The sequence below is a fragment of the uncultured Bradyrhizobium sp. genome (assembly GCF_936928535.1).
Taxonomy (GTDB): Bacteria; Pseudomonadota; Alphaproteobacteria; order Rhizobiales; family Xanthobacteraceae; genus Bradyrhizobium.
In genome coordinates this window covers 1-21148 of record NZ_CAKZHY010000053.1, presented here as the reverse complement: position 1 = coordinate 21148, position 21148 = coordinate 1, and the positions used below count along the sequence as shown (strand labels likewise).

Here is a 21148-nt window from a genome sequence, read left to right as displayed (position 1 = left end):
CGTGGGTGATCAGGTCTCGCCGAGATCGGGCTCAGTCAAGATTCCTTGCCGCAGCGCCAGGCGGACCAGCTCGATGTCGGAGCCGACGCCGAGCTTGTCCTTGATCAGCGAGTGCAAATTCGCCACCGTCTTCGGGCTGACGTGCAGCGTCTCGGCGATCTCCTCGGTCGTGTTCTCGGCGAGCAGTAGCCGCAGCACCTCGAACTCGCGGGGGGTCAGGACATCTGCGGCCGAGCTCTCGCCGCTGATCCTGCTCAGCGCCAGCTCGTGGTCGATGTCGGGGCTGATCGCGATCTTGCCGGCGAGCACGTCCATCACCGCGCGCACCAGCGTCTCGGGCGGACTGGTCTTGGTGACGTAGCCTCGCGCGCCCGCGCGGATCGCCTGGACGGCAAAGCCGGCATTCTCGTGCATGGTGAAGACGAGGATCTTTGCCGCCTTGTCCCATTGCCGGATGCGCCTGACGGCTTCGACGCCGCCGATGCCGGGCATGCTGAGATCCATGATGACGAGGTCGGGCGCTTCCGACTTGAACAGGCGATAGGCCTCCGCGCCGTCGCCGGCTTCCGCGATGACGCGCAGGCCCGGCTGCTTCTGGAGCACGGATCGATAGCCTTCGCGGACCACCGAATGGTCGTCGACCAGCAGGATCGTCGCAGTCATGCCGCGTGCTCCAGTGCCGGTGGACCTGCTGATACCAGCGGAATGACGACGCGCAGCGCCGTGCCGCCTTGCGGTCCGGCCTCAAAGCTGAGCCGGCCGCGCAGCGCCGCGACCCGCTCGCGCATGCCGAGCAGACCCATGCCGGATTTCGCGGCCGGGTCGGTCGAGCGTCCGTCATCGTCGATGGCGAGTGTAATCTGGTCGGCATGCATCGTCAGTTCGAGGGTAACCTTGGTGGCGCCCGCGTGCTTGGCGGCGTTGGTAAGCGCTTCCTGCACGATGCGGTAAAGGCTCGCGCTGATCGTGGCCGGCAGCGTCTCGAACGTCCCGTCGAAGCGGATCGCAAAGCGCGTTTCGCCGCGGCTGCGCCCGTTCCAACCGGCAACGAGGCCTTCGAGACTGGCGACCAGGCCAAGCTCTTCGACATCGGGCGGTCGCAGCCGGAACAGCGCGCCGCGGAGCGTCTCCATCATGCCTGATGCGGTCCGTGCGATGCCGTCGCATTCGCCGAGCAAGGACGGACACTCCTGTGCCGCGGTCTGGCGGGCGGAGGAGGCGAGGGCGCGGATGGCGGCGAGCGACTGGCCGAACTCGTCGTGCAGCTCGCGGGCGAGATGGCGGCGTTCTTCGTCCTGCAGCGCGATTAGTTTTCGTGTCAGCTCGGCGCGCTCGGCCAGCGCCGTATCGAGGCTTTCGGCGAGATGATTGAAGACGTCGCGCACCGCTGACAGTTCGGCGAGGTCGAACGGCGGCAGCCGCGCGGTGAGGTCATTGGCGGCAATCCGTTCGAGGCCGGTGCGGATCATGCGGGTGGGGCGCAGGGCACGGGCCAGCGCGGCATAGACCAGCACACATAACAGCGGCAGTGCGATTGCCAGCGCCAGCATCAGGCGGCCGGCCTCGTGCCAGGCCTCGGCCGTCTGCACCGCCGGGTCGACCGAGACTACGGCCTCGCCCAGCTTCGCTCCGCGCAGGATCACCGGCCGTGCCGCCTCGCGGCCGGGGTCGAACAGGCTGTGGTAGAACGCCGTGAAGATCTGCGGCGGTGGGTCGGCAGGGATCGGCGCGCCGCTGCAGAAGCGCTGGATCATGTCGCCGCTTGTGCCACGGAAGGCCAGGCAGAGGCCGGGTGTCATCACATAGGCCGAAACCGGATCGAGGTTGGGAAAGTCTGCGCGCGGACTCGCCGTCCAAAGCACCTTGCCTTGCTGCAGCTCCAACGTCTTCGCGACGATGGCGGCAATATCGTCGATGCGCGCATGTGCGGCGCGGTCGGCCGTAATCAGGAAATAGGCTGAGATCGCGGCGAAGCAGGCGGCCGAAATGGCGGCCACACGCAAGGTCAGGCGGACCTTGAGATCGAATCTTTTGCGGTTCCACATCGGCGGGCACCCGGGGCGAACGAAATGTCGCCCGCGCATTAAAGGGCAGATCGCTGCCTGCGGAAAGCGGCACCCTTGCCGCGGTGCAACGTCGTGAAATTTTCCCGGAACGGCTCGGAATGGCCACGGCTGCTGCGCAGCAAGCGCCCGCTTAAGCTTAGGGCCTTTCGATCATGCGAGGTCCGCGATGCGCCGTACCCTGTCGTTGCTGTGTTTCCTTGTTCTTCTCGTGGCCGGGCTGGACAGCCGGGCCGTCGCCGCCGAGAGCACTGTCGCGCTCGAAGATTTCAGCTACACCGACACCTCGGCCGAGCCTGTCGACCAGAGCGCCGCCCATCAGCTGCGGCTGCAGGCGTTCATGGTCGCGCTCCGGCGCGACATCGCCGCCGACCCGCACTATCGGCTGGCGCCGTCGTTGCAGGAGGGGGCGGCGTTCAAGGTGATCGGCGGCATCCAGAAGACCAGCACGCTGGTGCAATGGGCCAAGGTCGCGGTGATCGACGTCGGCGCCAGGAAGGTCGTGATGGACAGGCTCTACACCTTCCGTGGCGACAACGACGAATCCTGGGAGCGCGCCGAGATGTTCGTTTCCCGCGAGATCATGGCCGCGCTGGCTCAGCCCTGACGCCAACCGCACTCGCCATGTTCGATTTCGAGCTGAAGGACATGACCGCCGACTCGGTGACTGCCTCGGCGACGTCGGATGCGTCGCACCTAGCCGAGGTGACCGGCAGTGTGCGCGACGTACTCGGCCAATCCGGCCGCTACCGCATCGTCGATGTCGCAGGCGCAGGCGGCGGAGCGGTGAGGGCCCATGCCTTGCGGGATTGCAGTGGTTGCGAGGCGCCGATCGCGCACCAGCTCGGCGCGGATCAGTGGCTGATCGGCGTGGTGCGGCGGGTCATCCGCACCGAGTATACGCTCGGCTTCCAGCTCCGTGATGCCGTGACCGGTGCGGTGCTGGCGCGTGGCGACAGCGGTCTGCGCATGGGCGCAGACTATTCCTGGACGCGCGGGGCGGTCCGGCTGGTCAGCGACTGGCTGATCGAGAGCCGATAGGGCGCGTGGACTATGGAACGGTGCTGGCCAATTTTCCTTCCCACGTTCCGGCGCAAGCACCCCCCGTGGTCATTGAGTTGATCGAGGATGGTGTTACCCGCGTTCCGGATCGTCTGCAGAGCAGCGACGTTCATCTCGCGATCGTCCCAGCTGCCGCCGACGGCTAATTACCCGCGATAGGCCCCCGGCTCGGGAGGCACCCTAGTCGACCTTCAACATCGTGACGGTCCTATCCGCGAGCGCACTTGCGAGATACCGCACTCGGCCGGCGCGGGAGCGTTGAAATAGAGCGCCAGCAGCTAAGCGTCCTCGGCCTGGCTGGCTCAGAAAATGCAGCAACAACACCCAGGCTGGCGTCGTTGCTGGAACAGACGGGGGCTCGGCCGCCCCCCACATCGCATCAACCGAGAGACTTTTCTCCGCTGGGCCGCTCGGAGACCTCTGTTTGTCTTCGCGTGGCTTGCTAAGCGATGCAATCACGTCATGCGCAAGAGGCATCGGACTATCTAGAAACCAACGTAGATACTTCAATTCGCCTTGATTCAGTGACCTGATTTTGGTTGCGAGGGTTCGCTTAGCGGCCAACCTATTTCGAACATCTGAAACTACCAAGGAAATCAAGGCAATTCCAAATACTACGATTGCGGAGATAACCATTCCTCCTACGATTGGTGAAGAAGTGGGAGACTTGATCGGCTCAGCCGCAGCAGGTTCTTTCGCAGCGGCCGGTTGTCCCACAGGGGTGGGTTGTGTCACTGGCGATTTCTGTTCTTCAGCGACGGGCAGCGCAACTAGCTTTCCCGCTGGTTCTTCGTGACCTCGCCGCATAATTTCGTCGATCAGCGATCGGCGATTATCCCCAGTCAGTTCCGGCCGAACCATAATGCGAACTGTTGATTCAGCAAATTCACCGATGAACTTTACGGCCACTCCGGATCCGAACACTGCCAGAACCGCGACAGCGAGGACAATCAGGCGCAAAGGATAGCTAGCTGAGCTAAGGGCAACCCCGAGCGTGTGCACCACCTCATGCACATCCGATGATGCCTTGATATCTGTCTCGCGAGCGCTTGGCTCATTATCCGCCATTTGGGTCAAAGCTCCAGGAACGGCTCACCATCAACGCAATGCCGACCGAACCGTTCAACGGCGTAGCAGATCGAATAAATAACGATTGCTCCAACCGTAATTTGCACTCCATACTTGGTTAGGTTTGCATGATCCTCAGGAGTTTTTAGTAGTCCGGCCTCGACGCCAGCATAGATGACCGCGCAGATCACGGTCACAAGGAAACCTGATATCAATATCGCTTGATGGCGCGACACCAATCCAATCGCTGTCACGTAAACCACAGCGGTAACCGCGATAGTCTCTGGCTTGAGACGATCGTCGAGAATGAACTCCAGGAAAAAGGGTACAAGCGGGAAAAAAACTCCCGCGCAAATGCTCACAAAAAAGGCCTGCATAAGCTCCACCCCGAATATGGTTGTAAGTGGAGCTAGTTTCAATCCTCCCGTCAAGTTCCCTTTTGGCAGATTCATCCGATCCGCGCCGCTTGGCGTGGTGCGTACTTCGTCGGCTATTTGGCTGTCAGGATGACCTTCGACGCGGATCGAAAGTCGGACGAATTAAAGCCTTGCGTAGCCTCAGAACGTCAGCTGCACCTTCATCGATTGCGATCGGTCGCTTGCGAGCTCGAACGCGGCGACCGCATTCTCGAACGGCATGGTCGCCGTGATCAACGGCTTGACGTCGATCAGGCCTTCGCCCATCAGCCGTACCGCCAGCTCGAACTCGGGATCGAAGCGGAAGGTGCCGCGAAGCTGCAATTCCTTGGCGACGATGGAATTGATCGGCAGCGTCATCTCGCCACCGAGGCCGAGCTGCACCAGTGTCGCGCCGGGCCTGAGCACGTCCAGCGCGGTGCGCAGGGCCGCCTGATTGCCTGAGGCTTCGAACAGCGTGTCGAACACGCCCTTGCCGACGCGCCAGGGATCGAGCGCTGTGGCATTGGCAGCGACGTTGATGGCGTGCGTGGCGCCGAGCTTTTTGGCGACCCCAAGCGGCGCCTCGGCGACGTCGGTGACGACGATCTCGGAGGCACCGCCGAAGCGCGAGACCAGGATCATCAGCGCGCCGATCGGACCGCAGCCGGTGATCAGCACGCGCTTGCCGAGCAGGGGACCGGCCTGCTTACCGGCGTGGAGGCAGACGGCAAGCGGTTCGGCGACCGCGGCTTCTGCCAGCGACAGCCTGTCGGAGATCGGCACGGCCTGCGTCTCATCGACGGTGATGAATTCGCGAAAGCCGCCCTGCACATGGGGAAAGCGCATTGCGCTGCCGAGGAAGCGCATATCGAGGCACTGGTTGCGTAGGCCTTCCTGGCAATGCAGGCACTTGCCGCACGGCTTGCTCGGATTGACCGCGACGCGCGTGCCGGCCTTGACACTGGTGACGCCGTCACCGACGGCCGCGACGACGCCGGCGATCTCATGACCCAGCGCCATCGGCTGCTGGATGCGAACCACGCCGAAGCCGCCGTGGTGGTAGTAGTGCAGATCCGAGCCGCAGATGCCGCCATGGGCGATCTTGACGCGGACCTCGCCGGGGCCGGGCTCCGTATCAGGGTAGTTGTCGATCCGCAGATCCTTCGGGGCGTGAATGACGACGGCGCGCATGGTCTTGTTCCCTGGTGTTCGCGGGTCACATCGCGGCGATCATGCCGCCATCGACATAGATGATCTGGCCGTTGACGTAAGTGGAGGCGTCCGAGGCGAGGAAGATCGCCGCGCCCACCAGTTCATCCGGCTTGCCCCAGCGCTTGGAGGGGATGCGGCCCATCAGCCAGTTGTTGAAGTCGGTATTGTTGACCAGCGCTTCGTTCATGTCGGTGAGCATGTAGCCGGGGCCGATCGCATTGGCCTGGATGCCGTGCTGGGCCCATTCCACCGCCATCGAGCGGGTCAGGTTCTTGATGCCGCCCTTGGCCGCGGTGTAGGGCGCAATGGTCGGGCGCGCCAGCTCGCTGCCGAGCGAGCCGATATTGATGATCTTGCCGCGCTTGCGCGGGATCATTCGCTTGCCGGCCTCGCGGCCGATCACGAAGGCGCTGGTGAGATCGGTCTCGATCACCTTGCGCCACTCGTCGGTGGTGAACTCGACCAGCGGCTTGCGGTGCTGGATGCCGGCATTGTTGACGAGAATGTCGACGGCGATGCCCTTCTTGTCGAATTCGTTGAACGCCGCGACGATCGCGGGCTCGTCCGTGACGTTGAACGCTGAGCCCTCGGCCTGATGGCCGGCGGCGCGAAATTCGGCGACGGCCTGCTCGACGCGCTTGGGATCGACGCCGTTGATGATGATCCTGGCGCCGGCCTTGGCCATGCCTTCGGCGATGGCGCGGCCGAGGCCGCGCGAGGAGCCGGTCACAAGGGCAGTGCGGCCGGAAAGATCGAAGAGGGCGGTGCTCATCTCGGATAATCCTTAGACGTTGGAGCGGCGCACGATCAGATCGGAGCGCTCGAAGACGGCGGGCAGAAGGTCGACGCCAAGGCCGGGGCCTTCCATCGGGAAGACGTAACCGTCCTTGATCACGGGCATCGTGGTGACGAGCTCATTATACCAGCCCTTGTAGAAGGCGCGCACCGATTCCTGGATCAGCGTGTTGGGCTGGCTGAACGACATGTGGATGGCGGCGATGAAGCCGATCGGGCCGATGCAATCATGCGGCGCAAAGGGACGGTGATAGGTCTCGGCCATGGCCGCGATCTTGCGGCCCTCAGTGAGTCCGCCGGTCCAGCAAAGATCGGCCATCACCACATGCATGGCGTCGCGGTCGAGCATGTCCTTGTAGGGGAAGCGCGACCCTAGCGTCTCGCTCGCGCAGACCCAGACGTCGGTCGAGCGCGCATATTCGGCCAGCGCCTGCGGCGAGTTCATGCGGATCGGGTCTTCGTACCAGGTCGGCTTGTAAGGCTCGAGCGCGCGCGCGATCTGCTTGGCGGTCGGCAGATTCCACAGTGAGTGGAGTTCGACCATGATCTCCATCTTGTCGCCGACTGCCTTGCGGATCTTCTCGAACGGCTCGATCGCCTGCTTCATCTGCGCGGCGGTGATGTAGAGACCCTTGTTCTCCTGCGCCGCAGGATCGAACGGCCAGATCTTCATCGCGGAGATGCCGCTTTCCAGGAGGCTCTCGGCCAGCGCATCGGCGCGGTTCATGAAGCCGTCGAGATCTTCGTATGGGCCCTTGTTGGCCCCGAGATTCCAGTTCGCGACCGGGCTAATATTAGTGGAGCGGACATATTGCGTGCCGGCGCAGGTATTGTAGATGCGCTGCTTGTCGCGACAGAGGCCGCCGAGCATCTGGTGCACCGGCTGATTGCACACCTTGCCGAACAGGTCCCACAGCGCAATGTCGATCGCCGATGCCGCGCGATATTCGACACCGGTGGAGGACTGCGCCATCGGCAGGTTCAGCATGTCGCGATGGATCGCCTCGATGTGCAGGGGATTGCGGCCGAGCAGGCGCCCGGCAAAGGTGTCGTGGATCTGCGCCTCGACAGCGCCCGCGCCATAGAAGGTCTCGCCGAGACCGATCACGCCGCTATCGGTGTGAACCCGCACCCAGATGACGTTGGAGAATTCCTCGGTGCGCAGCGTCTCGATCGACGTGATCTTCACGGCAACTCTCCTCCCGTCAAAGGCGCCTCGCGCCCGTCGTGTTTTCATTTTGCATCGCAGCATAATGCGATGTCGAAGGACGTCTTACGCCCGCTTGTAATATATCACAACATGTTTTAAGGGTACCACAAACAAGGCAGCCGCCCTGCATGCGAGAGCGCAGGTCGACGGGAGGAATTTGATGGCACCGCGCAAGCGCGCGCTCGAGGTGGTGAGATCGGAGGACGGCGAGGGCAAGCCCTCGCGGCGCAACCGTCTCAACTTCTTCGAGCTGGCCTATCAGAAGATCGAGGAGCTGCTCGTTCATTGCGAGCTCAAGCCCGGCCAGTTCATGACCATGCTGGAATTGCAGCAGATCACGGGCTTCGGCCGCACGCCGGTGCATCACGCCGTCAATCGTCTGTCCGCCGACACGCTCATCATCATCCGTCCGCGCCACGGCCTGCACATCGCGCCGATCGATCTGGCGCGTGAGCGCATGCTGCTGGATCTGCGCCGCGACATGGAGCGTTTCGTCATTCGCCTCGCGGCGGATCGCGCCAGCCTGTCCCATCGCAATCAGGCGCTGCACATCGAGCGCCTGCTGCGCGAGCGCCGCGTGACGCTGACTCTCGACGATTTCAACAGCATCGATCGCCGCATCGACGCACTGGTGCTGGAGGCTGCGGGCGAGCCGTTCCTGGTGCACACGCTGCGACCGTTGCACACGCTATATCGCCGCATCGGCTACATCCACCACCGTTTCATGCCGGGGCAGGCCGATCTCTCAGGAACGATCGACCATCACCTCGGTATTCTCAATGCAGTTGCGAACCGCCGTGTCGAGGATGCCGTCAAGGCGAGCGACGCGCTGATCGACTACATGGGCCAGATGTTCACGGGCATGGAAACGGGGATCGATCCGCGCCTGCTCGATTGCAGCATCGAGCCGTTGCTCGGCGCTTGAAATGAACCTGGCGCGAAAAGAGTTTTGAAGAAGGGACCAGACATGTCGACGATGGCTATGCCACAACCGACCGCGAGCGAAGCCGCGGTCCGCTACCTCATCACCAATTACAGCCCCAAGGGCAACAAGGTCGGCTGGCTGATGATGGCCTCGATCCTGGTCGAGGCCTGGGACCTCTATTCGATCGCCTTCGTGCTGATCTTCATCAAGGAGCAGTACAATCCAGATCCGCTGATGCTCGGCCTCGCGGCCGCGGGCACGCAGGGCGGTGCGCTGATCGGTGCGCTGCTCGGTGGCTGGCTCTCCGACAAGATCGGGCGCCGCGTCATGTTCCTCATCACCATGGTGATGTTCATCGTGCTCGCATTGGCGCAGGCCTTCGCGCCGAGCGTCGGCTGGCTGGTCGTGATCCGCTTCCTGCTCGGTGTTCCCCTCGGCTCCGACATCTCGACCGGCTACACCTACATCATGGAATCCATGGCCAAGGGTGAGCGCGAGGTCATGGGCAACCGCTGGCAGTTCATGTTCGCCGTCGGCGAGGTGCTGACCATCGGCGTCATCGTGATCTTCCTGCTGCTCGACATTCATCACGAGACGCTGTGGCGCGTGACGCTCGGCCTCGGAGCGGTGCCGGCCCTGATCATCCTGATCATGCGCCACGACGTGCCGGAGACGGCGGTGTGGCTGGTGCAGAAGGGGCGCTTCCGCGAGGCCAAGCAGGTCGCGCGCGAGATGTTCAACGACGATCTCGCCATGCTGCCGGACCAGGATGTGGTGATGCCGAAGGTCTCGACCCGCGACTTCATCGCCGACCTCCGGAAGGACCCGATCCGCTGGCGTGCCACGATCTACGGCTGGATCGCCTGCTTCGCGCAAGGCAGCGAGTTCTCGACCTTCGCGTTCTACCTCCCGGTGCTGTTCGTGATGGTCGGCGTGTCGAGCGTGCTCGGCAACAATTTGGTGACGATGGGCCTGTTCTGCTTCGCCGCGCTGTCGGGCTGGGTCGGCCCGCTGCTGACGCCGAAGATCGGCCATCGCGGCATCGCGATTGCGGGCTTTTCCATCGTGCTGGCCTCGCTGCTGGTGGCGGCCTTCGCACTTTACACCGACAACAAGATGCTGCTGCCGTTCGCAGCCGCCGCCATGCTCTGGGGCCATTATTGGGACGCGTCGAACTGCATGACGATCCCGACCATGGTCGCCAAGCCGAAGTACCGCGGCACCGCCAGCGGCTTCGCCTACATGTTCGTGAAGCTGCCGTCGTTCCTGGCGATCTTCCTGTTCCCGTCGCTGTTCGCGGCGATCGGGCAGGCCAGTGCGACGCTTTTCGTTGCGATCTTCCCGCTGATCGGACTGCTTGCTGCAATCTTCATCCTGCCGGAAGTCTACGGCTACGAGAACGACTGACGACAAACCATCCGGTCGCGGCCTCATGGCCGCGATCGGTTTTCCTGGAGCCTACGGGCTCAGGAAGACGGGATCGATCGCGCTCGCCGTGTGGCTCAGCAAGCCGATGACCTGAAGCTGGGTGCTATGCAGGTCGATCTGCACGATGGCGAACAGGGCGAGTAGCACCACGGCGCCAAAGAGCAACATCGGATGGGACGCTTCACCCGGTGACGTGACGCCGTGAAGCGAGCGGCGCAGGGAAAAGCTCTGCGGCAGCGCCTTGGATTGAATCTGCATGATGACCTTCCTTGCCGCGCGACATTCGAACTGCGCGACAAGCGAACCATAGCCGCGGGATCGCCGCTGGCTTTGATGCACCGCAAACAAGCTGGTCTTTAATGGATCGCGGCCGCGAGCGCGGCGATGAGAGCCGGCGGTGTCACCAGCATGCCTAGCTTGAGGAACGGCCAGGCGCCGACCTCGATCTTCTCCCGCCGCAACGCGACCAGCCACAGGATGGTGGCGAGCGATCCCGTGACCGACAGATTGGGTCCGAGATCGACACCGATCAGGATGGAACTGACAACGGGCGCGGGCAGATGGTCGCTGGCGGCGACCGAGCCCGCGACAAGTCCGACCGGCAGATTGTTGGCGATGTTGTCGGCGATCCCTGTGGCGATGCCGACGCTCCAGGCGGCTTTCGGGATTGATTGCGCGACTGCTTCATGCAGCAGCGCGCTGAGGTGGCCGATGACGCCGGTCTTGATCAGCGCCTCCACCATGACGAAAAGACCGCCGACCAGCGGCAGGACGCTCCAGGACACGCCCCTGAGCACCGGCAGCGGCGATTGGCGGCTGATCAGCAGCACGATCGCGGCCGTCACCACGCCGCAGATGAAGGTTGGCAAGCCGAGCTGCTTGTCCAGCGCCGAGGCCGTGACCAGCACGACACCGATCGCGACGATGCCCACCGCCGTCAGCTTGCCGCCGCGGCCGAGCGTTGGATGCGGCACGCTACGCGCGATGGTCTCGTCCTTCAGGGCGCGGTGCTGGGTCAGGCGCAGTACGATGTAGGTGAGCAGGATCGAGGCGGCCGAGGGCAGTGCGAACAGGCGCAGCCATTCGGTCAGTTGCGGCATGCGCGCGCCGAACACCACGAGATTGGCGGGGTTGGAGATCGGCAGCACGAAGCTCGCAGCATTGGCGATGAAGGCGCAGACGAACAAATAAGGCAGCGGCTTGGCGCCGGCCGCGCGTGTCGCAGCATAGACGGCCGGCGTCAGCACGATGGCGGTGGCGTCGTTGGATAACAGCACAGTGACGACCGTTCCGACGATGTAAATCAGCAGGAACAGCCGTTGCGGCGAGCCGCCGGCATATTCCACCGCGAGCGCGGCGAGATAGTCGAACAGGCCCTCGAGCCGCGCCAGCTCCGCGATCAGCATCATGCCGATCAGGAAGAGGTAGACGTCGATGCCTTTCTCGATGCCGAGAAGCGCATCCTCCCACGGCAGGAAGCCGAGCAGCACCAGCGCGCCGGCGCCCAACACGGCCCAGATCGCTTCGGGCAGGCGAAACGGGCGAATGATGACGCCGGCGGTGGCGACGACGATGATGCTCCAGGCCCAGACGGCGTGAGACGGCACGTTCAATCCTTGTCGTGGAATGTTTTCATTCGGCAGCGATAGCGGAAGCCGGCGCCGCTGTCTTCCCCTCTCGGCGCGGACCGCCATCTCCGATTTGCCGCGTTTCGGGAAGGGCGATGAGGCAGATGATGGCGCCGATCGCAGCGGTTGCGCCGAGGGTGATGAAGGCTGCGCTATAGCCGGCGCTGACCACCACGAAGCCGGCGAGCGTGGTGGATAGCGCCGCGCCAATGCTTTGGGCGGTGATCACGGCGCCCTGCGCAACATTGAAGCGGCCGGTGTTGCGCATGAGATCGGCGACGATCACAGGGAAGATCGCACCAAAAATGCCGGCGCCGACACCGTCGAGCAGTTGCACACCGACCAGCCAGAACGGATCGTCCGAGAGCGTGTAGAGCGCGCCCCGGATGGGCAGGATCAAAAGCGCGCCGAGGAAGAAGCGCTTGTGGCCCCAGCGGTCGGCTTTGGCGCCGACCAGCATCGCGAAGGGCACCATCACCAATTGGGCCGCGACGATGCAGGCCGACATCAGGCTGGTCCCCATGTTCTTGTCCTGCAGCGCAAGCTTCTGTCCGACCAGCGGCAGCATCGCCGCGTTCGAGAGGTGGAAGAGCAAGACGCAGATGGCGAAGACGAGCAGGGGGCGGCAGGTCAGAAGCACGGTCAGACCTGAGGGCTGTTCAGGGGATGTATTTGTGTCGTCCAGCCCGCGTGCAAGGTCGTGGTCGATGGCCCGTTCGGGGATTGCGACAATGCTGACGAGGCTCGCAACCGCCATGGCGGCAAGAAGATAAAACACCACGGTCGGCCCGAACCAGTAGGCGGAGATACCGGCAAGCCCGGCGGCGACGGCGTTGCCGGCGTGATTGAAAGTCTCGTTGCGACCAATTCGACGGGTGAAGGCGGCATGGCCGAAAATGCCGAGCGAGACGGCCGCGATCGCGGGCGGAAAGATCGCGGCGGCGGCCTGAGCGATGCCTTGCGAGATCGCGACCGGCAGGAATGCGGGGAACAGGGGCAGCGACAGTGACGCCAGCGTCACCATCAGGGCGGCGACCATCATCACCGTCCGCTTTGCCCTGATAGCATCGACGAGCGCGCCGGCCGGTGTCTGCGCCACGATGCCGGCGATGGTGGCGATCGACATCACGAGACCGATCCGCGCCTCGTCCCAATGCTGCTCGGTGAGGAGATAGACCGCGAGATAGGGGCCGAGCCCGTCGCGGACGTCGGCGAGGAAGAAATTGGCGGCGTCCAGCGCGCGGCCCGCCAGCCTTGCCTGATCGGGGTTTTCGTTCGACATCGGTGTCTCGATCGAGGGCAAGGAAAGCGCCCCGGCAGAAACCGATCTCTCATGACCTTTGTTCCCGGCCTAGAACTTCACGGCTAGGAGAACAGCGCCGGCGCCGATCATGGTGATGCCGATCCAGCCCTGCGCGGACGGTCGCTCGCCGAGAAACGCGAATGCGAACAGAGCCACCAGGACGACGCTGAGCTTGTCGATTGGCGCCACCAGCGTCGCCGGCCCGAGCTTCAGGGCGCGGAAGTAACAAAGCCATGACGCCCCGGTCGCGAGCCCCGATAACACCAGGAACAGCCATGTCTTGGACGAGACCGCCGACGGCACCGTGAACTGGCCGGTGAAGAACAGCAGCACCGAGAAGGCGAGCAGCACCACGATGGTGCGGATGAAGGTCGCGAGATCAGGATTGATGTTCTCGACGCCGACCTTGGCGAAGATTGCGGTGAGCGCGGCGAAGCAGGCGGAGAGCAGCGCCCAGGTTTGCCAGGCGGAGAAGAGGGCGGGTTTCATCGGGGTATTCCTTAGCGAGCCACCGACAGCTTCTCCGTGATCGCCTTGCGCAGGATGCGCGAAAGCGACTCCACGGAATACGGCTTCTGGATCAATTCAAAGCCGCGATGGGCGTTCTCGGCGAGCACGTTGCTGTAGCCGGAGGTGAGCACGACCGGTAGGCCCGGATAGCGTTCGCGGATGATACCGGCGAGCTCGACGCCATTCATGCCGGGCATGATGACGTCGGAGAACACCAGATCGACCGCGAACTCGTTCTCGCCGAGAATGGCGAGCGCGGCATTGGCGTTGGCGACGCGGCGGGTGACGTAGCCGAGGTCTTCCAGCAGCTCCGTCGAGAACTGGCCGACATCGTCATTGTCCTCGACCACGAGCACGCGATAGCCGCGCCCGGTGGTGGCGCCCTCGCTGGTCAGCGAGGCCGCTTCCTTCTCGGCGCTTGGGCTCTGCGCCTGCGGCAGATAGATCGTGAAGGTCGCGCCCTGGCCTGGTGCACTGGTCACGGCGATGTCGCCCTCGGACTGTTTCGCAAACCCAAAGGCCTGGCTGAGGCCGAGGCCGGTGCCCTTGCCAACCTCCTTGGTGGTGAAGAAGGGTTCAAAAATGGCGTCGATGTTCTCGGCCGCGATGCCGCTGCCGGTGTCCGCGACGGAGATTGCGACATAGTCGCCGCCGCGCGCGGACTGCGCACGCAGGTTCGGAATGCCCTGGACCTTGCGCACGGAAATGGTGAGCCGGCCTTCATTGTCCATGGCATCGCGGGCATTGATGGCGAGATTGATTAGCGCGGTTTCGAACTGCGCGATGTCCGCCACGGTGAAACAATCGGCATCGTCGATAGCGACGACGATCTCGATGCGGCCGCCGACCAGCGGCCGGACCAACTGCGCCACGCCCTCGACCTGGCTGCCGACATTGAAGATCTGCGGCTTCAGCGGCTGCCTTCGCGCGAACGCCAGCAGTTGCGCGGTCAGTTTCGAGGCGCGCTCGACGGTGTCCGAGATGGCGTCGACATAGCGGCGGCGACGCTCCTCCGGCAACTCGCGCCGGCGCAGGAAGTCTGTCGCCGAGCGGATGATGGTGAGGAGGTTGTTGAAATCGTGCGCGACGCCGCCGGTGAGCTGGCCGATCGCCTCCATCTTCTGCGATTGCCGCAGCGCTTCCTCGCCGCGTCGGCGCTCGGTGATGTCGACGGCCTCGGGCACCGCGCCGGTGATGTTGCCGTGGCGGTCGAGCACCGGGCGCATGCCGAACTCGAAATCGCGCTCGCCGATCGGAAGCCGCAGCCGCATCTCCATCCTGACAGCTTCGCCCTTCAGCACGGTGTCGAAGGCCTCGCGCACCGCGGCGCTCATGCCGTGGGTTCCGGTGAACCAGGGCGTTTCCCAGAACGGCTTGCCGATCACATCCTCACTGCGCGCCTTGATGCCGTCGAGCGCCGTGTTGTTGGCGTAGAGCAGCTCGCCCTTCAGGTTGACCAGGCCCTGGTATTGGTTGCTGGTCGCCAGGATGGCGCGCAGCCGGGATTCATTGGATTCGAGCTCGGCGGTGCGCTGGGCGATGCGCTCTTCCAGCGTCTCGTTGAGCTTGCGCAGCTCGATCTCGGCCTGCTTTGCGACGGTGATGTCGTGGGCGACGCCGATGAAGCCGATATGCTTGCCGGTCGGGTCCCAGCGCGGCTGCGATTCCGAGCGCAGCCAGCGCCATTCGCCTGAAGCATCCTTGTAGCGCGCCTCCAGCACGAACGGCTTGAGCGAGGCTTCGCCCTGGACCGATTGCTGCAACACATGCGGCAGGTCGTCGGGATGCAGCACCTTGCGCCAGTCGAAGGCGATGGCCTGCTCGTAGGGCAGGCCGACGAAATCGACATAGGCTTGGTTGGCGAAAGAGCGCGTGCGGTCGAGCTTCGTCACCCAGATCGGCACCGGCGCGCTGTCGGCAATCAGCCGAAATCGCTCCTCGCTCTCCCGCAGCGTCTCGCGTGCGAGCGCCTGGTCGGTGATGTCGATATGGGCGCCGACGAGGCGGATGGCGCGGCCGTCGCGGTCGCGCTCGATCTTGGCGACGACACGGATCCAGCGCGTCTGGCCGTCGCTGGGACGGATGATGCGATATTCGGCGGTGTAGTCCTCGCCGGTCGCAGCCAGTGCATCGAGGAAATGCTTGACGGTGGCGCCGCGGTCGTCGGGGTGGATGCGGCTGACCCAATCCTCATGCGTCTCGTCGGCGGCCTCGGGCGGCAGCCCGTGGATCATCAGATATTCGGGCGAGCGGCGGTTCTTGAAACCTTCGCGGAAGTCGACCTCAAGGCCGCCGACCTTGCCGATGCGCTGGATCCGCGCCAGCTCCGCCTCGCGCTCCTGGAGCGCATGATAGGCATTGTCGCGCTCGCGCGCGATCTCTTCGAGGTGCTGGCGCAGCCGTTCGGCGGCGATGGTCTCGGGCAAAGGATCGTTCAAGGCGTCGGCCGTTGTGATGCGGGAGCGCACGTGCCGGTCGGATATTCACACAGACAAAGCGCGATAGCCATTGCTCAAAAGGGAATAGATCAGGAAGCGCCCACCGAACGGCGTTTGGCGGGTATGAGCGAACGCGGGGTCTGGCTATTTGTTCCTGAAGTTGGAACGATGGGCCTCAGTGCGCGTATCTGCGTGGCGCCACAATTGATATCTCTAAGACACCCTTTCCCAAGAGGCTCAATCTTGAAGCTCTTTGTTTGCCAGGCCTGCGGCAACGTTCTCTATTTCGAGAACCGCGCCTGTGAACGCTGCGGCCACCGGGTCGCCTTCCTGCCGGAAAAGGAGACGATGTCGGCGATCGAGCCTGACGGAGAGGGTTGGAAGACGCTTGCCGGCGAGGGCGAACGCCGGATGCTCTGCCGCAATGCCGAGTATGACGCCTGCAACTGGCTGACCGAACCAAGCGATACCACCGGCTATTGCCGCGCCTGTCGCCACAACGGCATCGTGCCTGATCTCTCGGACCCGGCGCAGCTCTCCGGCTGGCGCGAGCTGGAGGTGGCGAAGCACCGGCTGTTCTATTCACTGATCCGCTGGAGGTTGCCGCTGCAAACCCGGCAGGACAATCCCGAGCATGGCCTGATCTTCAACTTCCTCGCCGATGATCCCAACACCGGGCAAAGGATCATGACCGGCCATGACAACGGTCTGATTACGATCGCGCTGACCGAGACCGATACCATCGAGCGCGAGCGGCGCAGGCTGGAGATGGGCGAGCCCTACCGTACGCTGCTCGGGCATTTCCGCCACGAAGTCGGGCACTATTTCTGGGATGTGCTGGTGCGCGACGGCGGCAGGCTGGAGGAATTCCGCGCCGCATTCGGCGACGATTTCGTCGACTACGGCGAGGCCCTGCAACGGCACTATGCAGAAGGGGCGCCGCCGGATTGGCAGCAGAACTACGTCTCGGCCTATGCGACGATGCACCCTTGGGAAGATTTCGCCGAGACCTGGGCGCACTACCTCCACATCGTCGATACGCTGGAGATGGCCGGCGAGTTCGGCTTGGAGGTGCGCCCGAAGGTCGACCGCGACGGGGAGCTGTCGACGCGGATCCGCTTCAACCCTTACGAGGCGCGGGACATTCAGGCGATCGTCGACGCATGGCTGCCCTTCACCTTCGCCATGAACAGCGTCAACCGCGCCATGGGCCTGCACGACCTCTATCCCTTCATCCTGTCGCGGGCCGTGGTGACGAAACTCGGCTTCATCCACAGCCTGGTCCGCGGCGTGGCCAAAGCCGCAAAGCAATAAGGCGTCCGGGCCTCAGGCCGGGACCGGTCTTGCGCTGGTACGCCAGAGCGGGCCGGATTTTGCCCGTTGCCTCCGGCCCATTTTGCTGTACCACGACAGGATACGGCCCCGTCCCACTGGCCCGCCAAGGCGTGGGGTAGGGTCCCGCCCAAGGGACGAAACTCAAGACAAACAATGTTCAAACGCATCCTGATTGCCAACCGCGGCGAAATCGCCTGCAGGGTCATCAAGACCGCCCGCAAGATGGGAATTCGGACGGTTGCCGTCTATTCCGAGGCCGACCGCGACGCCCTCCATGTCGAGATGGCGGACGAGGCCGTCCTGATCGGTCCGCCGGCCGCGGCCGAGAGCTACCTGGTGATCGAGAAGATCGTCGAGGCATGCAAAAAGACCGGCGCCGAGGCCGTGCATCCCGGCTACGGCTTTTTGTCCGAGCGCGAGGCGTTTCCGCGGGCGCTGGAAGCGGCCGGCATCGTCTTCATCGGCCCGAACCCCGGCGCGATCGCCGCAATGGGCGACAAGATCGAATCCAAGAAAGCGGCCGCCAAAGCCAAGGTCTCGACCGTGCCGGGCCATCTCGGAGTCATCGAGGACGACAAGCACGCGGTCCGGATTGCCGATGAGATCGGCTATCCCGTGATGATCAAGGCCTCCGCCGGCGGTGGCGGCAAGGGCATGCGCATCGCGCATTCCAAGGCCGAGGTCGCCGAAGGCTTCAACCTCGCCAAGGCCGAGGCCAAGGCCTCGTTCGGCGACGACCGCGTCTTCGTCGAAAAGTTCATCGTCGATCCCCGCCACATCGAGATCCAGGTGCTGGGCGACAAGCACGGCAACGTCATTTATCTCGGCGAGCGCGAATGCTCGATCCAGCGCCGCAACCAGAAGGTCATCGAGGAGGCGCCGTCGCCGTTGCTCGACGAGGCCACGCGCCGCAAGATGGGCGAGCAGGCGGTCGCACTGGCGAAGGCCGTGAACTATGATTCCGCCGGCACGGTCGAATTCGTCGCCGGGCAAGACAAGAGCTTCTACTTCCTGGAGATGAACACGCGCCTTCAGGTCGAGCATCCCGTCACCGAGCTCGTCACCGGCGTCGACCTCGTCGAGCAGATGATCCGGGTCGCCGCCGGCGAAAAGCTCGCTATTGCGCAGAAGGACGTCACCCTGACGGGGTGGGCAGTGGAATCGCGCCTCTACGCCGAAGACCCGTTCCGCAACTTCCTGCCCTCGATCGGTCGCCTAGTGAAGTACCGTCCGCCGGCGGAATTGAGCAAGGACGGCATCACGGTGCGCAACGACACCGGCGTGCAGGAAGGCGGCGAGATCTCGATCCATTACGATCCGATGATCGCAAAGCTCGTCACCCATGCGCCGTCGCGCGCGGCCGCGATCGAGGCGCAGGCGACCGCGCTGGATTCGTTCTACGTCGACGGTATCAGGCACAACATCCCGTTCCTGTCCGCGCTGATGCATCATCCGCGCTGGCGCGAAGGCAATCTGTCGACCGGCTTCATCGCGGAAGAATTCCCCAAGGGCTTTTCCGTGCGCGTGCCCGAGGGCGAGGTTGCGCGTCGCATCGCCGCGGTCGGCGCCGCCATCGACCACGTGCTGGGTGAGCGCAAGCGGCAGATCTCCGGCCAGATGGGCGGACGCGTCGTGCAGCGCGAACGCCGCCGCGCAGTCTGGCTCGACCGCCAGGAGATCCCGCTCGAGATTGCCCGCGAGGGCGATGCGATCGCGATCCGCTTCGTCGATGCCGACGGCAAGGCCGGCAAGGCGCATCTGTTGCAGTCGTCGTGGAAGCCGGGTGAGCCGGTCTGGCAGGGCGCCATCGACGGCCACTTCGTTGCGGTGCAGGCGCGCCCGATCGCCAACGGTATCCGCCTCGCGCATCAGGGCGTCGAGGTGCCGGTCTATGTCTGGACCGAAGCTGAGGCTGCTTCCGCCCGGCTGATGCCGGTGACGACCGCTTCCGACACTGGCAAGAAGCTGCTCTGCCCGATGCCGGGCCTCATCGTCTCGATCGCGGTGACCGAAGGGCAGGAGGTCAAGGCCGGCGAGACGCTGGCCGTGGTCGAAGCCATGAAAATGCAGAACGTGCTGCGCGCCGAGCAGGACGGCACCGTGAAGAAGATCCACGCCAGCGCCGGCGCGACGCTCGCGGTGGACGCGCTGATCCTGGAGTTTGCGTAAGCGTGCAGGTGGGGCGGGCCAGTTTGCCCGCACCCACCGTCATTGCGAGCGCAGCGAAGCAATCCAGACTGTCTCCTGCGAAAAGAGTCTGGATTGCTTCGCTGCGCTCGCAATGACGGAGGTGGGGGAGCCACTTTCGTCCGCAGAGAGAGACAGCACCATGGCCTTTCGTTCCCGCCGCGAGACACTGCGATCCACCCTGTCGTGTCAGGCTTGCGTCCATCCTGGCTCGGTCTATGACGCGATCTCGATCCGCATTGCCGAGGATCTCGGCTTTCCACTCGGCATGTTCGGCGGCTCGGTGGCTTCGCTTGCCGTGCTTGGCGATCCCGATGTCACGCTGATCACACTCACTGAGCTTGCCGAGCAGATGCGGCGGATGTCGCGCGCCGCAAGCCTGCCGGTGCTGGTCGATGCCGATCACGGCTATGGCAATGCGCTCAATGTGCGCCGCACGGTGCAGGAGCTGGAGACCGCGGGCGCCGCGGGCCTCACCATCGAGGACACGCTGTTGCCGGCGGCCTTTGGCGAAGCCAAGGCGCAGCTGATCTCGCTGGAGGAGGGTGTCGGTAAGATGAAGGCGGCGCTCGATGCGCGCGGCGATTCCTCGCTCGTCATCATGGGCCGCACCGGTGCGGTCTCGATCACCTCGATCGAGGATGCTGTCCGCCGCGCCAGGGCGTATGAGGCGACCGGCGTCGATGCGCTGTTCTTCACAGGCATCAAGTCGCGTGCCGAGCTCGAGGCCATAGTGGCCGCGACGCGCCTGCCGATCGTGCTCGGCGGCGCACCTGACGAATTGAACGCGATCGACTATCTTGCCAGTCAGCGCGTGCGCATCGCGCTTCAGGGCCACGCCCCGATCGCAGCGGCGACACAGGCAGTCTACGAGGTGCAGAAGGCGTTGCGTGAGGGCACGTCGCCGAAGGTGCTGAAGGGGTTGCCGCCAGCTGAGCTGACCAACCGAGTCACGCGCGAGATTGAAGTCAAAACGCGCAGCGCCGATTTTCTCGGACTGAAGAAATGAGCCGCGCGATCCTCCAGGTGATGATCCGCGGGCGCGTTCAGGGCGTCGGCTATCGGGCCTGGGTCGAATACCAGGCAACCGCAAGCGGTCTTGAAGGCTGGGTCCGCAACCGCCGCGACGGCAGTGTCGAAGCGTTGTTCGCGGGAGCGCCGAAGCATGTCGCCGACATGGTTGCGCTGTGCCGTCACGGCCCGCCGTCATCGCGCGTGGACAGCGTGACCAGCGAGACGGCGAGTGTGGACGAACTGAACCTGCGCCGGGCAGGGGAGGCGTTCTCGGTGTTGCCGACAGTGTAGGGCGCTGCTTCTCAGGAGAATCCGTCGTGCCCGGGCTTGTCCCGGGCATCCACGTTCTTTGAGCTATGCAGTTAGCCGTGGATGGCCGGGACAAGCCTGGCCATGACGCTGCGGAGGCCTTGGTGCCTCAAGTTCGCAAGGTGCGGAAACCATCACCGCGGCAGCTTCGAGATCGCCTCGCTCAGCTCGTGGATTTCATACGGCTTGCGCAGGATCGGGAAGTCGCCGCGGACGCCGGCGGCGGCTTCGCTGTAGCCGCTGGCGAGCAGGATCGGCAGGGC

At 64.2% G+C, this 21148-nt stretch carries 17 protein-coding genes and 1 pseudogene; 7 read left to right on the top strand and 11 right to left on the bottom strand.

Annotated features, from left to right (window positions below; genetic code table 11):
* Nucleotides 1-9 precede the first annotated feature (9 nt).
* Nucleotides 10-663: a response regulator transcription factor gene (locus Q0687_RS06510; protein ID WP_298873624.1), complete on the bottom strand. Its 654-nt coding sequence runs from the start codon at nucleotides 661-663 to the stop codon at nucleotides 10-12.
* A complete protein-coding gene (locus Q0687_RS06505; RefSeq protein WP_298873622.1) occupies nucleotides 660-2045 on the bottom strand; it encodes a HAMP domain-containing sensor histidine kinase in 1386 nt (461 codons plus the stop codon). Before Q0687_RS06505 ends, Q0687_RS06510 begins: the two co-directional genes overlap by 4 nt.
* A 187-nt stretch (nucleotides 2046-2232) precedes the next feature.
* Between Q0687_RS06505 and Q0687_RS06500 the strand changes: the two are divergent.
* Nucleotides 2233-3104: pseudogene (locus tag Q0687_RS06500) on the top strand (DUF2380 domain-containing protein).
* Between the two features lie 1094 nt (nucleotides 3105-4198).
* On the opposite strand, the gene Q0687_RS06495 reads toward Q0687_RS06500, so the two are convergent.
* From Q0687_RS06495 to Q0687_RS06480, 4 genes are all read right to left on the bottom strand, one after another.
* Nucleotides 4199-4570 (bottom strand): hypothetical protein, encoded by a 372-nt coding sequence (locus Q0687_RS06495; protein WP_298873620.1) that lies wholly within the window; start codon nucleotides 4568-4570, stop codon nucleotides 4199-4201.
* 180 nt (nucleotides 4571-4750) lie between these two features.
* A complete protein-coding gene (locus tag Q0687_RS06490; RefSeq protein WP_298873618.1) occupies nucleotides 4751-5782 on the bottom strand; it encodes an L-idonate 5-dehydrogenase in 1032 nt (343 codons plus the stop codon).
* A 25-nt stretch (nucleotides 5783-5807) separates the two neighbouring features.
* The gene (locus tag Q0687_RS06485) at nucleotides 5808-6575 is read right to left on the bottom strand and encodes an SDR family oxidoreductase (RefSeq protein ID WP_298873616.1); all 768 of its coding nucleotides are present in this window, start codon (nucleotides 6573-6575) and stop codon (nucleotides 5808-5810) included.
* A 12-nt stretch (nucleotides 6576-6587) separates the two neighbouring features.
* Nucleotides 6588-7787: a mandelate racemase/muconate lactonizing enzyme family protein gene (locus Q0687_RS06480; RefSeq protein WP_298873614.1), complete on the bottom strand. Its 1200-nt coding sequence runs from the start codon at nucleotides 7785-7787 to the stop codon at nucleotides 6588-6590.
* A gap of 181 nt (nucleotides 7788-7968) precedes the next feature.
* Between Q0687_RS06480 and Q0687_RS06475 the strand changes: the two genes are divergently transcribed.
* Both Q0687_RS06475 and Q0687_RS06470 read left to right on the top strand, forming a co-directional pair.
* Nucleotides 7969-8733, top strand: coding sequence for a GntR family transcriptional regulator (locus tag Q0687_RS06475; protein ID WP_298873612.1), 765 nt, complete (start codon nucleotides 7969-7971; stop codon nucleotides 8731-8733).
* A gap of 42 nt (nucleotides 8734-8775) precedes the next feature.
* A complete protein-coding gene (locus Q0687_RS06470; RefSeq protein WP_298873610.1) occupies nucleotides 8776-10140 on the top strand; it encodes an MFS transporter in 1365 nt (454 codons plus the stop codon).
* 51 nt (nucleotides 10141-10191) lie between these two features.
* Here Q0687_RS06470 and Q0687_RS06465 read toward each other — a convergent pair whose 3' ends face one another.
* The 5 genes from Q0687_RS06465 to Q0687_RS06445 all read right to left on the bottom strand — a co-directional run bounded on the left by Q0687_RS06465 (nucleotide 10192) and on the right by Q0687_RS06445 (nucleotide 16070).
* Complete coding sequence (locus tag Q0687_RS06465; RefSeq protein ID WP_298873608.1) at nucleotides 10192-10419, bottom strand: hypothetical protein; 228 nt, start codon at nucleotides 10417-10419, stop codon at nucleotides 10192-10194.
* Between the two features lie 98 nt (nucleotides 10420-10517).
* Nucleotides 10518-11768 (bottom strand): arsenic transporter, encoded by a 1251-nt coding sequence (locus Q0687_RS06460; protein WP_298873606.1) that lies wholly within the window; start codon nucleotides 11766-11768, stop codon nucleotides 10518-10520.
* Between the two features lie 25 nt (nucleotides 11769-11793).
* Nucleotides 11794-13071: an MFS transporter gene (locus Q0687_RS06455; RefSeq protein WP_298873604.1), complete on the bottom strand. Its 1278-nt coding sequence runs from the start codon at nucleotides 13069-13071 to the stop codon at nucleotides 11794-11796.
* A 69-nt stretch (nucleotides 13072-13140) separates the two neighbouring features.
* The gene (locus Q0687_RS06450) at nucleotides 13141-13581 is read right to left on the bottom strand and encodes an EamA family transporter (RefSeq protein ID WP_298873602.1); all 441 of its coding nucleotides are present in this window, start codon (nucleotides 13579-13581) and stop codon (nucleotides 13141-13143) included.
* 11 nt (nucleotides 13582-13592) lie between these two features.
* Nucleotides 13593-16070 carry a PAS domain S-box protein gene (locus Q0687_RS06445; RefSeq protein WP_298873600.1) on the bottom strand — a complete coding sequence of 826 codons (2478 nt, stop codon included), beginning with the start codon at nucleotides 16068-16070 and terminating at the stop codon, nucleotides 13593-13595.
* A gap of 213 nt (nucleotides 16071-16283) precedes the next feature.
* Between Q0687_RS06445 and Q0687_RS06440 the strand changes: the two genes are divergently transcribed.
* From Q0687_RS06440 to Q0687_RS06425, 4 genes are all read left to right on the top strand, one after another.
* Complete coding sequence (locus Q0687_RS06440) at nucleotides 16284-17354, top strand: putative zinc-binding peptidase (protein WP_298873599.1); 1071 nt, start codon at nucleotides 16284-16286, stop codon at nucleotides 17352-17354.
* 174 nt (nucleotides 17355-17528) lie between these two features.
* Nucleotides 17529-19544, top strand: coding sequence for an acetyl/propionyl/methylcrotonyl-CoA carboxylase subunit alpha (locus tag Q0687_RS06435; protein ID WP_298873597.1), 2016 nt, complete (start codon nucleotides 17529-17531; stop codon nucleotides 19542-19544).
* Between the two features lie 160 nt (nucleotides 19545-19704).
* Nucleotides 19705-20571, top strand: a complete 867-nt coding sequence (locus tag Q0687_RS06430) for an isocitrate lyase/PEP mutase family protein (RefSeq protein WP_298873595.1) — start codon at nucleotides 19705-19707, stop codon at nucleotides 20569-20571.
* Nucleotides 20568-20867 (top strand): acylphosphatase, encoded by a 300-nt coding sequence (locus tag Q0687_RS06425; protein ID WP_057751581.1) that lies wholly within the window; start codon nucleotides 20568-20570, stop codon nucleotides 20865-20867. The genes Q0687_RS06430 and Q0687_RS06425 overlap by 4 nt, the downstream gene beginning before the upstream one ends.
* The last annotated feature ends 281 nt before the right edge of the window (nucleotides 20868-21148 follow it).

What these genes read in the sequence shown, in the direction of transcription:
- Q0687_RS06510 (WP_298873624.1), bottom strand. Translation starts at nt 663, where the DNA reads ATGACTGCGACGATCCTGCTGGTCGACGACCATTCGGTGGTCCGCGAA.
- Q0687_RS06505 (WP_298873622.1), bottom strand. Translation starts at nt 2,045, where the DNA reads ATGTGGAACCGCAAAAGATTCGATCTCAAGGTCCGCCTGACCTTGCGT.
- Q0687_RS06495 (WP_298873620.1), bottom strand. Translation starts at nt 4,570, where the DNA reads ATGCAGGCCTTTTTTGTGAGCATTTGCGCGGGAGTTTTTTTCCCGCTT.
- Q0687_RS06490 (WP_298873618.1), bottom strand. Translation starts at nt 5,782, where the DNA reads ATGCGCGCCGTCGTCATTCACGCCCCGAAGGATCTGCGGATCGACAAC.
- Q0687_RS06485 (WP_298873616.1), bottom strand. Translation starts at nt 6,575, where the DNA reads ATGAGCACCGCCCTCTTCGATCTTTCCGGCCGCACTGCCCTTGTGACC.
- Q0687_RS06475 (WP_298873612.1), top strand. Translation starts at nt 7,969, where the DNA reads ATGGCACCGCGCAAGCGCGCGCTCGAGGTGGTGAGATCGGAGGACGGC.
- Q0687_RS06470 (WP_298873610.1), top strand. Translation starts at nt 8,776, where the DNA reads ATGTCGACGATGGCTATGCCACAACCGACCGCGAGCGAAGCCGCGGTC.
- Q0687_RS06465 (WP_298873608.1), bottom strand. Translation starts at nt 10,419, where the DNA reads ATGCAGATTCAATCCAAGGCGCTGCCGCAGAGCTTTTCCCTGCGCCGC.
- Q0687_RS06455 (WP_298873604.1), bottom strand. Translation starts at nt 13,071, where the DNA reads ATGTCGAACGAAAACCCCGATCAGGCAAGGCTGGCGGGCCGCGCGCTG.
- Q0687_RS06450 (WP_298873602.1), bottom strand. Translation starts at nt 13,581, where the DNA reads ATGAAACCCGCCCTCTTCTCCGCCTGGCAAACCTGGGCGCTGCTCTCC.
- Q0687_RS06435 (WP_298873597.1), top strand. Translation starts at nt 17,529, where the DNA reads ATGTTCAAACGCATCCTGATTGCCAACCGCGGCGAAATCGCCTGCAGG.
- Q0687_RS06430 (WP_298873595.1), top strand. Translation starts at nt 19,705, where the DNA reads ATGGCCTTTCGTTCCCGCCGCGAGACACTGCGATCCACCCTGTCGTGT.
- Q0687_RS06425 (WP_057751581.1), top strand. Translation starts at nt 20,568, where the DNA reads ATGAGCCGCGCGATCCTCCAGGTGATGATCCGCGGGCGCGTTCAGGGC.